General features: G+C 51.7%; 12 protein-coding genes. 10 read left to right on the top strand and 2 right to left on the bottom strand.

Annotated elements, in window-relative coordinates:
* Window positions 1-89: 89 nt before the first annotated feature.
* The 7 genes from D9734_RS04490 (at window position 90) to D9734_RS04460 (ending at window position 8550) form a co-directional block, all read left to right on the top strand.
* Window positions 90-1787 (top strand): alpha,alpha-trehalase, encoded by a 1698-nt coding sequence (locus tag D9734_RS04490; protein WP_130205653.1) that lies wholly within the window; start codon window positions 90-92, stop codon window positions 1785-1787.
* A gap of 336 nt (window positions 1788-2123) precedes the next feature.
* Window positions 2124-3146: an iron ABC transporter substrate-binding protein gene (locus D9734_RS04485; protein WP_130205651.1), complete on the top strand. Its 1023-nt coding sequence runs from the start codon at window positions 2124-2126 to the stop codon at window positions 3144-3146.
* Entirely contained in the window at window positions 3146-4126 is a 981-nt protein-coding gene (locus D9734_RS04480) for an iron ABC transporter permease (RefSeq protein WP_130205649.1), read from the top strand. Before D9734_RS04485 ends, D9734_RS04480 begins: the two co-directional genes overlap by 1 nt.
* Complete coding sequence (locus tag D9734_RS04475) at window positions 4123-4881, top strand: ABC transporter ATP-binding protein (RefSeq protein WP_130205647.1); 759 nt, start codon at window positions 4123-4125, stop codon at window positions 4879-4881. Before D9734_RS04480 ends, D9734_RS04475 begins: the two co-directional genes overlap by 4 nt.
* Window positions 4882-4890: 9 nt before the next feature.
* Window positions 4891-5703 carry a class I SAM-dependent methyltransferase gene (locus D9734_RS04470; RefSeq protein ID WP_130205645.1) on the top strand — a complete coding sequence of 271 codons (813 nt, stop codon included), beginning with the start codon at window positions 4891-4893 and terminating at the stop codon, window positions 5701-5703.
* Window positions 5700-6554: a ModD protein gene (gene modD / locus D9734_RS04465; protein ID WP_130205643.1), complete on the top strand. Its 855-nt coding sequence runs from the start codon at window positions 5700-5702 to the stop codon at window positions 6552-6554. Before D9734_RS04470 ends, modD begins: the two co-directional genes overlap by 4 nt.
* A 25-nt stretch (window positions 6555-6579) precedes the next feature.
* Complete coding sequence (locus tag D9734_RS04460) at window positions 6580-8550, top strand: TonB-dependent receptor (protein WP_130205641.1); 1971 nt, start codon at window positions 6580-6582, stop codon at window positions 8548-8550.
* A 49-nt stretch (window positions 8551-8599) separates the two neighbouring features.
* Here the strand turns inward: D9734_RS04460 and D9734_RS04455 are convergent, their stop codons facing one another.
* Window positions 8600-8854, bottom strand: coding sequence for a GlsB/YeaQ/YmgE family stress response membrane protein (locus D9734_RS04455; protein ID WP_000511315.1), 255 nt, complete (start codon window positions 8852-8854; stop codon window positions 8600-8602).
* A gap of 198 nt (window positions 8855-9052) precedes the next feature.
* Between D9734_RS04455 and D9734_RS04450 the strand changes: the two genes are divergently transcribed.
* On the top strand, window positions 9053-9787 hold the full coding sequence (locus tag D9734_RS04450) for a flagellar brake protein (protein ID WP_130205639.1): 735 nt from the start codon (window positions 9053-9055) through the stop codon (window positions 9785-9787).
* Between the two features lies 1 nt (window position 9788).
* Here the strand turns inward: D9734_RS04450 and emtA are convergent, their stop codons facing one another.
* The gene (emtA, locus tag D9734_RS04445) at window positions 9789-10400 is read right to left on the bottom strand and encodes a membrane-bound lytic murein transglycosylase EmtA (RefSeq protein ID WP_130205637.1); all 612 of its coding nucleotides are present in this window, start codon (window positions 10398-10400) and stop codon (window positions 9789-9791) included.
* A gap of 99 nt (window positions 10401-10499) precedes the next feature.
* On the opposite strand from emtA, the gene ldcA reads away from it, so the two are divergent.
* Window positions 10500-11414 (top strand): muramoyltetrapeptide carboxypeptidase, encoded by a 915-nt coding sequence (ldcA, locus tag D9734_RS04440; RefSeq protein WP_130205635.1) that lies wholly within the window; start codon window positions 10500-10502, stop codon window positions 11412-11414.
* 94 nt (window positions 11415-11508) lie between these two features.
* Entirely contained in the window at window positions 11509-13245 is a 1737-nt protein-coding gene (locus D9734_RS04435) for a potassium/proton antiporter (protein WP_130205633.1), read from the top strand.
* The last annotated feature ends 38 nt before the right edge of the window (window positions 13246-13283 follow it).

The raw sequence follows: 13283 nt of genomic DNA, 5'->3' as shown, positions 1-13283 counted from the left end.
TTTCAATCATGCTCTTACGGCGATCCTGAACTAAGGTTTTCTGATACTTGAATACCGTTTTGTTCGGTATCGCCAAAGGAGAATGATTGATGAAACCACTTGTCCCTCGTCGCTCGCAGAAAGTGGCGTTAATACCTGCTGCCGTATTATTGTGTGCCACCGCGCTATCTGCACAGGCAGAAGAAACACCGGTGACGCCACAATCGCCTGATATTTTGTTAGGCCCTCTGTTTAACGATGTGCAAAACGCCAAACTTTTTCCTGATCAAAAAACTTTTGCCGATGCCATTCCTAACAGCGATCCATTAATGATCCTCGCAGACTACCGGATGCAGCAGAATCAGAGCGGGTTCGATCTGCGCCATTTCGTTAACGTCAATTTCACCCTGCCGAAAGAGGGAGAAAAATATGTGCCTCCAAAGGGGCAGTCACTGCGCGAACACATTGACGGACTTTGGCCGGTGTTAACCCGTTCTACCGAAAGTACCGAACAATGGGATTCTCTGTTGCCGTTGCCGAAGCCCTATGTCGTGCCGGGAGGTCGTTTTCGCGAAGTGTATTACTGGGACAGTTACTTCACCATGCTGGGGCTTGCCGAAAGCGGTCACTGGGATAAAGTGGCGGACATGGTGGCAAACTTTGGTCATGAAATAGATACTTATGGGCATATTCCAAACGGTAACCGCAGCTATTATTTGAGCCGATCGCAGCCGCCCTTTTTTGCCTTGATGGTAGAGTTACTCGCGCAACATGAAGGTGACGACGCGTTGAAACAATATCTGCCGCAACTGCAAAAAGAGTACGCGTACTGGATGGACGGTATTGAAAACCTGCAGGCCGGGCAACAGGAAAAACGCGTTGTTAAACTCAAGGATGGCACTATTCTTAACCGCTATTGGGATGACCACGATACGCCACGTCCGGAGTCGTGGGTAGAAGATATTGCCACCGCCAAAAGTAATCCGAACCGCCCTGCCACTGAAATTTACCGCGATCTGCGTTCTGCCGCCGCGTCTGGCTGGGATTTCAGTTCACGCTGGATGGACAACCCGCAGCAGTTAAATACGTTACGCACCACCAGCATCGTACCGGTCGATCTCAATAGTCTGATGTATAAGATGGAGAAAATTCTCTCCCGCGCCAGTAAAGTCGCCGGGGATAACGCGATGGCCAGCCAATATGAAACGCTCGCCGATGCCCGTCAGAAAGGGATCGAAAAATACCTGTGGAACGATCAACATGGCTGGTATGCCGACTACGATCTGAAGAGCGATAAAGTACGCAATCAGTTAACTGCCGCCGCCCTGTTCCCGCTTTATGTCAATGCAGCGGCAAAAGATCGCGCGACCAAAATGGCTGCTGCCACTAAAACACATCTGTTGCAACCAGGCGGACTGAACACCACATCGGTTAAAAGTGGACAGCAATGGGATGCGCCAAATGGTTGGGCTCCCCTGCAATGGGTCGCGACAGAAGGGTTGCAAAACTACGGGCAGAACGAGGTGGCGATGGACATTAGCTGGCACTTCCTGACCAATGTTCAGCACACTTATGACCGGGAGAAGAAGCTGGTCGAGAAATATGATGTCAGTACCACCGGAACAGGTGGCGGCGGTGGCGAATACCCGTTGCAGGATGGCTTTGGCTGGACCAATGGCGTCACGCTGAAAATGCTCGATTTGATCTGCCCGAAAGAACAACCGTGTGACAACGTTCCGGCAACGCGTCCGACCGGTAAATCAACCACACAGCCGGTTAAACAAAAAGAAGCGGAACCTACGTCTTAACTTTGCTGTATATCGGGCAATGCCATTGCGCGCATAAAATTGGCATTGCTCTTTTTTTCCACGAAAAACCAAACATCGATTATTATACGATCTATGTCTTAATTTTCTTATATCAGAGAAGATATTAATTTTACATTATCAATTTATTAATCATTACTCTTCTATTTATATTTTTCGCCACTCACGCATTCTCCCTGACAATTTTCTTGTTGAACAAAGCGTTGTTTAGCAAATAAGCAGATCATTCTGTTTCTTTAGACAAATCTTGACATCAAACATGATCTTTATCGATATATATGTAAATATATAGCGGTTTTAATTGTCAGGATATTACTTATGTCACTAACCAGACGGATGTTTACGCAGGCTCTTGCGTCTACCTTGTTCCTGCATCATCTGCCGTCCTTTGCACAATCAGTTAAATTCTGGGCCTCATTGACGCTTCCTGAAGCCAAAAAAATTACGCGTATTGTCAGTGCCGGTGCGCCTGCCGATCTGCTTTTGCTGGCTGTCGCGCCAGAAAAACTGGTCGGTTTTTCTTCTTTTGACTTTGCTCGCGAGGCGGCAATTCCATTAACTCCGGCAATACGTCATTTACCTAAACTTGGACGACTCGCCGGGCGTGCCAGTTCGCTTTCAATGGAAGGGCTTATGGCATTGCAGCCCGATTTGGTCGTTGATTGCGGCAATACGGATGAAACCTGGCTCTCCCAGGCACGGCAGGTTAGCGAACAGACACAAATCCCCTGGTTATTGCTTAATGGGAAACTGGAGCAATCGGCAGAACAGTTAACAACGCTGGGCAAAACATTAGGCGAAGAGCACCGCACCGCAGAACAAGCCAATCTCGCCAGCCGCTTCGTCGGTGAAGCTCAGGCATTCTCCACCTCACCCGCAGCTAACCTCCGCTTTTATGCTGCGCGCGGTCCCCGAGGGCTGGAAACGGGCTTACAGGGTTCGTTGCATACCGAGGCGGCGGAATTATTAGGTTTGCACAACGTCGCGCAAATCGCCGATCGCCACGGCCTGGCACAGGTTTCCATGGAAAATCTACTGCGCTGGCAGCCGGATATTATTCTGGTTCAGGATGCTGTGACTGCAAACTTTATCCGTAACGATCCTCTCTGGCAGGGCGTAAAAGCCGTTGCGGAACATCGCATCTTGTTTTTGAGTGGCTTGCCTTTCGGCTGGCTGGATGCCCCGCCGGGAATCAACCGTCTTCTGGGATTGCGCAGACTCCACGCCTGGCTGGATCCCGCAGTCAACAGCCAGTTTAAAAACGATATGCAACGTTACGCTCAACTGTTCTGGCATTGCCCATTAAGTGACGCCGACTATCAAAAAATGGTGGCGAGCTAATGAGAACCGCGAACGGATGTATTCTGCTGCTGGCAGCTATCAGTATCACTTTTGCCGCTGTAAATGGGGCTTATCATCTCGATATGCAGCAACTGCTGGCGCTAATTCTTCGTCAAGAAGATATTCCTGTGCAGGAACAAATTGTCTTCTGGCAAATCCGCGTGCCGCGCATTCTGGCGGCGTTGTTACTGGGCGCTGCGCTGGCAGGCGCCGGAACCACCTATCAGGGGATGTTTCGTAATCCCTTAGTTTCACCGGATATTTTAGGCGTCTCCGCCGGTGCCGGACTTGGTGCCTGCGCTGCAATCCTGTGGGGATTATCGATAGCTTACATCCAACTCTATGCATTTTTCGGCGGTCTGCTGGTGGTCGCAGGCGTCTGGCTGATTACATGTCGGGTGACTCGTCACGATCCGGTGCTCACGCTGGTGCTGGTCGGCATTGCGTTAGGAACGCTGTGTGGAGCGGGGATATCGCTAATTAAAACGCTGGCCGATCCCTATACCCAGTTGCCCTCGATTACCTTCTGGCTACTCGGTGGCCTGTCTACGGTGACCTTACGCGACCTTTACTACGCGGCACCGCTCATTCTGGCTGGCTCTGTTCCTCTGCTATTCCTCCGCTGGCGCATGAATTTACTCACGCTTTCTGATGACGAAGCCCGCTCGCTGGGGCTGAATGTTGCACGTCTGCGATTAGGATTGATTGTCTGCGCCACACTAATCACCGCCAGCACGGTAGCAATAGCGGGCATTATTGGTTGGGTTGGTCTGGTCGTTCCGCACATTGCTCGCTTGTTGACCGGTCATAACCATCAGCAACAGTTGCCCATGGCAATGTGTACTGGCGCGATTCTGCTCCTGCTTACCGATACGCTGGCGCGCAGCATTGGGACAACAGAAATCCCGCTCGGCATTCTGACCGCTTTTGTTGGCGCACCGTTTTTCCTGCTTTTGTTGTTACGCGGAGGTCGCCAGTGACTTTGCTTGCCGTCCGTCATGCGTCTCTGGGTTACTCCCGCCATCCGGTGCTAAGTGACGTTTCCTTCGCCCTGTCACAAGGAACAATTTGTTGTCTGCTTGGCGCCAATGGTTGCGGCAAAACCACACTCATGCGCTCCATTCTTGGCGTTATTCCGTTATTAAAGGGCGAGATCTTACTGGATAGCATCCCTGTTCATACACTTAGCCATCGCCAGCGCGCGCAAGCAATTGCCTGGGTACCGCAGGCGCACGACGGTATTTTTGCTTTCAGTGTGCTGGATATGGTGTTGATGGGCCTGGCCCCCACCATGGGCGCTTTTTCCGTTCCCGGTAGGCAAGAACGCCTGAAAGCAACGGAACAACTGGAAAAGCTGGGTATTTTGCATCTGGCGACAAGACGCTGGAATACCCTTAGCGGTGGTGAACGCCAGCTGGCTTTAATCGCCCGTGCACTCGTCCAACAACCGCGCTTGTTGTTACTGGATGAGCCCGCCTCCAGCCTCGATTTCGGTCATCAGATCCAACTTCTGGACACGCTGGCGCAGCTAAAAAATAACGGCATGACAATGTTAATGTCGACTCACCATCCGCTCCATGCCAACGCCATTGCCGACAGCATTATCCAGGTAGAGCCAGATGGACGAGTAACACAAGGCTTACCGACCGAACAGTTAACAACGAACAAACTGGCGGCCCTGTATCGGGTTTCTGCCGACCAAATTCATCATCACCTCTCTGCAATTAGCCGCTAAGGAACAATCATGCTCATTGATGATATTGATTTTGCAGACCTTTATCTGCAGCAACTCAAACTAGCTCACCGCACAGAAAAAACGCCCGATCACTGGGATCAACGGGCGGAGAAAATGGCTGAAAATTGTGCCTCGCCAACGGACAGCTACCTGCAACAACTGATCGCTAAAATTGACCTGCAAGGCGCGCAGACCTTATTCGATATGGGCTGCGGACCAGGCACCGTATCGCTGGCGCTGGCTGACAAACTCACTACGATTTATGGCGTTGATTACAGTCAGGGGATGCTGAACGTTGCCGCCCGCCGCGCCGCCGCGCTGAAGGCAGACAATGTCCACTGGATCCAGCGCGCCTGGGAAGAGGACTGGAGTGACCTGCCACGCTGCGATATTGCCGTGGCTTCCCGATCCACACTGGTGGCTGATATGCGCCAGGCAATGAGCAAACTGAATAATCAGGCACGGCTGCGCGTCTACACCACCCATCTGGTCAGCACCTCGTTCGTCTCCCCGGCCATTCAGCGGGCGGCAGGTCGGGAAGTGATCGAATTACCCAACTATATCTTTGCGCTCAACGTCCTGTATCAAATGGGAATTTATGCTCACGTCGATTTTATCCGTGGACAAAATTGCCAACAGGATAACAGCACCTGGGAACGTTTTGAGCAGAACGTCAGCTGGAGTCTTGGCGCGCTTAACGACGATGAGCGTGAACGGTTATATCGCTGGTATCAACAACAAGATGCTCGTGCCCTCGCCCCTGCCAGCCGCGACTGGGCGCTCATCTGGTGGGATAGCGTGCCGCCGGAGGCACTGCGATGATCTTCATTTCTCAGGCACAAATCGATGCGTTACTTCTGGAAGATATCCAGGGCGGTGACCTGACCACGCGGGCATTAAATATTGGACACCAGCCTGGCTATATTGCGTTTTTTCACCGCCAGGGCGGCTGCGTCAGCGGCGTTTCTGTCGCGTGTAAGATGTTAACCACGCTGGGGTTAACCATTGATGACGCGGTCAGCGACGGTTCACAAGCGGATGCAGGTCAGCGGCTGATCCATGCCCACGGCGACGCTGCTGCGCTTCATCAGGGATGGAAAGCGGTCCAGAACGTACTGGAGTGGAGTTGCGGCGTCTCAGATTATCTCGCTCAAATGCTGGCGTTGCTTCGTGAACGTTATCCTGACGGCAATATCGCCTGCACCCGAAAAGCTATCCCTGGAACCCGGTTGCTGGCAACACAAGCTGTCATTGCCGCTGGCGGGCTGATTCACCGTGCCGGATGTGCGGAAACTATATTATTGTTCGCCAACCACCGTCATTTTCTTGCTGACAATCAGGACTGGTCGGGCGCAATCGCCCAGTTACGTCGCCACGCCCCCGAGAAGAAAATTGTTGTTGAAGCCGACACGTCTGAAGAGGCTATCGCCGCGTTACGTGCGCAACCAGACGAACTTCAGCTCGACAAATTTAGTCCGCAGCAGGCAACTGAAATTGCGCAAATAGCGCCGTCGCTGGCTCCCCACTGCACGCTGGCTCTGACCGGCGGAATTAATCTGACGACACTCAAAAATTACCTCGACTGCGGCATTCGCCTTTTTATTACTTCCGCGCCTTATTACGCGGCACCGGCTGACATCAAAGTCAGTCTGCAACCCGCAGCCTCTTTTTAATTCTTTGTTAAACGGAATTTATTCTATGAGACTCAAAAAACGTTATCTCTGCACAGCACTATCACTTGCCTTTACCCAGCAGGCCGTAGCGGCTCAGGAGAGCGACACGCTGACCGTATGGTCCAGTCCGGTATCATCGACGACGACCACCGTTCTCGATCACCCCACCATGAAGGCCCTGGATAAGCAGAATGTCGCTCAGGCATTAAGCGTCGTCCCTGGCGTAGTGCTGCAAAAGTCAGGCAGCCGCAACGAAGAACAGGTCAAAGTTCGTGGTTTTGATAGCCGTCAGGTACCGGTCTATTTCGACGGCGTGCCGATTTATGTTCCCTATGACGGCAACCTCGATCTGGCGCGGATTCTGACCAACAATCTGGGCGCGGTCGAAGTTTCCAAAGGGTATTCGTCGCTGCTTCAGGGGCCTAATCAGATGGGCGGTGCCATTAATATCACCACCCAGAAGCCAACGAAACCTCTGGAAGCAAATCTGGGATATCGCCAGGGATGGAGCCGTAGCCAGGACAATGCCTACGATATGCATGCTTCATTTGCCGCCAGCAGCGATCTGGGGTATTTGCAAGTCAGCGGTAGCCAGCTAAAGCAGGATTTTCTCGGCCTGCCGCATGGTGTAAATAACGATATTGCAGGCAAACACGGCAAGATGATTAACTCATCGGCTGATGATAAACGCGGCATTGTGAAGCTCGGTTTTACACCGCGTGAAAACGATGAATACACACTGACTTACATTAAGCAGGATGGTGAAAAAGATAACCCGCCATACAGCGGAAACAGTGGTCAGAAATCACGCTACTGGCAGTGGCCGGAGTATGATAAAGAAAGTTTTTACTATCAGGGAACGACCCAGCTAAACGAGCGTTTTACTTTGAAAAGTCGGCTGTATCGCGACACCTTTGAAAATACGCTAATGATGTACAACTCGCTGGCTGATTTGAAAAATAAAAAAGGCAGCTACAGCCATTATTCCGATTACAGCGACGGTGCCGGGTTACAACTGGCAGCCGATGTGCGTGAAAACGATCTGCTGTCGTTTGCCGTTAACTGGAAAGATGACGTACACCGGGAAAAAGGTGCGCCGCACGCCGCTTACGATCGCTATGAAGATCGCACCTGGTCGCTCGCCAGTGAATATCAATGGGCTGCCGCCGATAATGTCGATGTCGTGGCTGGAATCAGCTATGACTGGCGCGATAGCGTAGAAGCGAAAAAACATGAGAACGATGGCAGCATCACCCATTATGACGACAACAATCAGTCAGCTTTTAACTGGCAGGTGATGGGGAAATACCACTTTGCCAATGAAGACACGCTGGCGCTTTCGTACTATGACCGCACACGCTTTCCGACGCTGAAAGAACGCTATACCACGTCCAAACCAGCGTATAACCAGATAGCGATTGTTAACCCGCAGCTCAAACCGGAACGCGCGCGCGGGGTAGATTTAACCTGGAATGGTGCCTTCACGCGCGACTGGGGATTTGAGGTCAGCGTTTACTATAATCGGGTGAGTGATGCCATCCTCTCGCACAATATCGATGCCGATACCATTCAAAACCAGAACAGCGGCACGGTGGATTACAGCGGTCTGGACGCCGGTATTAAGGGGAAAATCAGCAATATACTGGATGTAGGGTTGAGCTACGCCCTGATCCACGCTGACGCTAAACGCAAAGACATCGGCAAGATAACCGATCTGCCAACGCAGACAATGACCGCATGGATGACTCTCAAACCGTGGGAGCCGTTAAGCGTAACACTGTCGGAAGAGGCGCGTTCCTCCAGCTACAGCAACAGTGACGGTTCACAAAAAGCCGCCGGTTTTGCGGTGACCCACATTCGAGCCGATTACGCCTTAGGTCATGGCTTCAGCGTCAATGCGTCGGTCAATAACCTGTTTGATACCCAATATGCCTACAGTGAAGGGTTTATTGAAGAAGGTCGCAATTTCTGGGCAGGTGTCGAGTATACGTTCTGATGTGAAAGCGGATAGCGGCATCTGTATCGCTATCCGCCTTATGAAAATCTTATTCTCTTCGCAGGAGGCGGAATACGCCCAGAACGAGAATAGCTCCCACTACCGCCACCAGGAAGCTGTGCAGATTAAAACCGCTGATGGAGCCGCCAATGCCAAACATGGTCGCCAGCCAGCCGCCGACCACCGCACCGACTATCCCGAGAATACAGGTCAGGAAAAATCCACCACCATCACGCCCCGGCATGATTAGCTTGGCGATAATGCCGGCTATCAGGCCAAAAATAATCCAGGCAATAATTCCCATGTTCAGGCCCTCGTTTCTATGAACAGGACGCAAGAAATGCTTACGTCAACGCTCTAAGTATAGGCAAGGGTAAGTTTGATGTTGGGCGTCTGGCGGTTGATTTGCAGCCAATATGTAAAAAAAATTCTCATTTGTATAAAGTTTTGTTAATCGCTACCGATAAACCAAAGACAGTTTGTCGGTCAGGAGTTTTTCCGCGTGAGTCACTACCATGAGCAGTTCCTGAAACAAAATCCTTTAGCAGTGTTGGGCGTTTTACGCGATTTGCATAAAGCCGCAATTCCCTTGCGTATCAGTTGGAGTGACGGTCAATTGATCAGCAAAATACTGGCAATAACCCCGGATAAACTGGTGCTGGATTACGGCAGTCAAGCAGAAGACAACAATGCAGTGCTTAAGGCGCAGCACATTACCATAACCGCCGAAACTCAGGGTGCGAAAGTCGAGTTTAGTGTTGAACAATTACAGCAAAGTGAATACCTGCAGCTTCCGGCCTTTATTACCGCACCACCTCCCGCGCTATGGTTTGTGCAGCGACGCAGATATTTCCGCATCTCCGCCCCGCTCCATCCGCCTTATTTTTGCCAGACCAAACTGGCGGATAACAGCACGTTACGTTTTCGCCTGTATGATTTGTCGTTAGGCGGCATGGGCGCATTACTGGAAACGGCAAAGCCTGCCGGATTGCAAGAAGGCATGCGCTTCGCACAGATTGAAGTCAACATGGGACAATGGGGCATTTTTCACTTTGATGCCCAGTTACTGACGATCAGCGAGCGTAAATTGATTGATGGTAAAAATGAAACCGTCTCCACTCCCCGTCTGAGCTTTCGTTTTCTTAACGTCAGCCCGACGGTGGAGCGGCAATTACAGCGAATTATTTTCTCACTGGAGCGGGAAGCCCGTGAGAAAGCGGACAAAGTACGCGACTGAGTTACATTGCGTCCAGAGCCTGCTCGAGTTTATAGATATAGCGTGGAGCCTGCGGCGCGGGGTGATTTCTCGCGACGTGATCGAGGAACTCGTCAGCGTCCAGATCGTTGATTTTGCTGATCGCCTTTTTCCGATCTGAGGAGAAAGTCCGTAGCAGTGCGCCTGCCCCGTTAGCGTATGACACTACCAGCGCATATTGCAGTACTTTCGGATCTTCAATACCTGCCAGCGGGCCGGTTTCCAGAATATTCAGGTAAGCTGCCCCCATTGAGATATTACGCTCTGGATTTTTCAGCTCACTGGTCGTCGGCTCACCACTCCAGCCCATACGGCGATAAACATCGCGTCCGGACGTGGAGGCTTTTAACTGCATCAAACCAATGGCATTCGATTTACTCACCGCGTTCGGGTTACCGCCCGACTCGATAGCGATAATCGCCGTGATCAATTGTGGATCGACACCCCAGGCAGCACCGGCTTTCTGACTTATTGGCATCCACTTCATTGCACGTTGTACCGGAACTTTCGCGTTCCACGGAGGATTCGTATAGTCATGTTTTGATGAACAACCCGCTAATAACACAATCAAAAAGGCAAACCATCTCAATTTCACTTCATCTATCCTTATAGCCTGGAATCGCCGTTGAGGTGACAACGGCACACCTAAGCGGCATGATATACAATTCGTTTCTGTTGTCAGCAAGGAATTGCCATGTCTCAGTTTCACTTAATCGCCCCGTCGGGTTACTGCATTAATCAGCACGCCGCGCAGCGCGGTATTCAACGCCTGATGGATGCGGGTCATCAGGTCAATAACGTAGAGGTCATTGCCCGTCGCTGTGAGCGGTTTGCAGGTACGGAAACGGAGCGTCTGGCGGATATTAATTCCCTTGCAGGGCTGACATCACCCAACACTATCGTACTGGCGGTTCGCGGCGGTTACGGCGCCAGCCGCTTACTGGCGGATATTGACTGGCAGGCGCTGGTTGCTCGCCAACAACATAATCCGTTGCTGATCTGCGGGCATAGCGATTTCACAGCCATCCAGTGTGGACTGCTGACCCAGGGTAATGTCATCACCTTTAGCGGCCCGATGCTGGTGGCGAATTTTGGCGCGGAAGAGCTGAACGCCTTTACCGAGCACCATTTCTGGCTGGCATTACGCAATGAAACATTCACCATTGAATGGCAAGGGGAAGGCCCGACGTGTCGGACCGAAGGCACGTTGTGGGGAGGCAATCTCGCGATGCTGATTTCGCTGATTGGTACGCCGTGGATGCCGCAAATTGAGAACGGTATTCTGGTGCTGGAAGATATTAACGAGCACCCTTTCCGCGTCGAACGTATGCTGTTACAGCTCTATCATGCCGGAATTTTACCGCGTCAGAAGGCGATTATCCTCGGTAGCTTCAGTGGTAGCACGCCCAATAATTATGACGCGGGTTACAACCTGGAGTCGGTGTACGCGTTCTTGCGTTCCCGCCTGTCTATTCCACTCATAACTGGCCTCGATTTTGGTCATGAACAACGCACAGTTACGCTGCCGTTGGGCGCACATGCCATCCTTAATCACACCCAGGAAGGCACACAGTTGACGATTAGTGGTCATCCTGTTCTTAAAGTGTAAAAAAATCACGTTTCAGGGCTAAGTAAAACGCTGTTTCTGCCGCTAATATGGTAGGGTTTATATAAGAGACAGCGTAATCAGGAGTAACCGACCGTTGGATGCCACAACAATAATTAGCCTTTTCATCTTAGGATCCATCCTTGTCACCAGCAGTATTTTACTTAGTTCATTTTCTTCCCGTCTTGGCATTCCCATTCTGGTTATTTTTCTGGCGATCGGCATGCTGGCGGGGGTTGATGGCGTCGGCGGCATCCCGTTTGATAATTATCCTTTTGCTTACATGGTAAGTAACCTCGCGCTGGCGATTATTTTGCTCGACGGCGGGATGCGTACCCAGGCCAGTTCATTTCGCGTGGCGTTAGGTCCGGCGCTGTCACTGGCGACGGTGGGCGTGCTGATTACTTCTGGTTTAACCGGCATGATGGCGGCGTGGCTGTTTAATCTCAATTTGATTGAAGGCTTATTAATCGGCGCCATTGTCGGTTCCACGGATGCCGCTGCGGTATTTTCTCTGCTTGGCGGCAAGGGGCTTAACGAACGTGTTGGCTCGACGCTGGAAATTGAATCCGGCAGTAATGATCCAATGGCGGTCTTTCTGACCATTACCCTGATTGCGATGATCCAGCATCATGAGAGCAATATTAGCTGGATGTTCATTGTCGATATTCTGCAACAATTTGGTCTGGGCATTGTAATAGGTCTTGGTGGCGGTTATTTACTGCTGCAAATGATCAACCGCATCGCCCTGCCCGCCGGATTATATCCATTGCTGGCATTAAGCGGCGGTATTCTGATTTTCTCATTAACCACTGCGCTGGAAGGTAGCGGTATTCTGGCGGTGTATCTGTGCGGTTTTCTGCTGGGTAATCGCCCTATTCGCAACCGCTACGGCATTCTGCAGAATTTCGACGGCCTCGCCTGGCTGGCGCAGATCGCCATGTTCCTGGTGCTTGGGCTGTTGGTTAACCCAAGCGACTTACTGTCTATTGCCATTCCAGCGCTCATTTTGTCCGCATGGATGATTTTCTTCGCTCGTCCCCTTTCGGTATTTGCCGGATTGCTGCCGTTCCGTGGCTTCAATTTGCGCGAGCGCGTATTTATCAGTTGGGTCGGGCTGCGCGGCGCGGTGCCAATTATCCTGGCGGTGTTCCCGATGATGGCGGGCCTGGAGAATGCACGGCTGTTCTTTAATGTCGCCTTCTTCGTGGTTCTGGTTTCGCTGTTGTTACAGGGAACGTCGCTCTCGTGGGCGGCGAAAAAAGCCAAAGTGGTGGTTCCGCCCGTCGGACGCCCGGTATCACGCGTTGGCCTTGATATTCATCCGGAAAACCCGTGGGAACAGTTTGTTTATCAGTTGAGTGCCGATAAATGGTGCGTGGGCGCGGCGCTGCGCGATCTGCATATGCCAAAAGAGACGCGTATTGCGGCACTATTTCGTGATAACCAATTGCTTCATCCCACTGGCAGCACCCGACTGCGTGAAGGCGACGTCTTGTGCGTGATTGGTCGGGAACGCGATCTCCCGGCGCTCGGTAAACTGTTCAGCCAGTCACCGCCAGTCGCGCTGGATCAACGCTTCTTTGGTGACTTCATTCTTGAAGCCAGTGCCAAATATGCCGATGTGGCGCTGATATATGGTCTGGAAGACGGTCGGGAGTATCGCGATAAACAGCAAACGCTGGGGGAAATTGTCCAGCAATTGTTAGGCGCGGCTCCGGTTGTCGGTGATCAGGTGGAGTTTGCCGGGATGATCTGGACGGTGGCCGAGAAAGAAGATAATGAAGTGCTGAAGATTGGCGTTCGGGTAGCGGAGGAAGAAGCCGAATCTTAAGTTTGATCCGTCTTGTATCGCCGGATACGACGCTGGTC

The sequence above is a fragment of the Escherichia sp. E14S1 genome (assembly GCF_004211995.1).
Classification (GTDB): Bacteria; Pseudomonadota; Gammaproteobacteria; order Enterobacterales; family Enterobacteriaceae; genus Escherichia.
This window is presented reverse-complemented; position numbering and strand designations above follow the sequence as displayed.

Excerpts from the sequence above, each read along its gene's own strand:
- D9734_RS04490 (WP_130205653.1), top strand. The coding sequence starts at position 90 with ATGAAACCACTTGTCCCTCGTCGCTCGCAGAAAGTGGCGTTAATACCT.
- D9734_RS04485 (WP_130205651.1), top strand. The coding sequence starts at position 2,124 with ATGTCACTAACCAGACGGATGTTTACGCAGGCTCTTGCGTCTACCTTG.
- D9734_RS04480 (WP_130205649.1), top strand. The coding sequence starts at position 3,146 with ATGAGAACCGCGAACGGATGTATTCTGCTGCTGGCAGCTATCAGTATC.
- D9734_RS04470 (WP_130205645.1), top strand. The coding sequence starts at position 4,891 with ATGCTCATTGATGATATTGATTTTGCAGACCTTTATCTGCAGCAACTC.
- modD (WP_130205643.1), top strand. The coding sequence starts at position 5,700 with ATGATCTTCATTTCTCAGGCACAAATCGATGCGTTACTTCTGGAAGAT.
- D9734_RS04460 (WP_130205641.1), top strand. The coding sequence starts at position 6,580 with ATGAGACTCAAAAAACGTTATCTCTGCACAGCACTATCACTTGCCTTT.
- D9734_RS04455 (WP_000511315.1), bottom strand. The coding sequence starts at position 8,854 with ATGGGAATTATTGCCTGGATTATTTTTGGCCTGATAGCCGGCATTATC.
- ldcA (WP_130205635.1), top strand. The coding sequence starts at position 10,500 with ATGTCTCAGTTTCACTTAATCGCCCCGTCGGGTTACTGCATTAATCAG.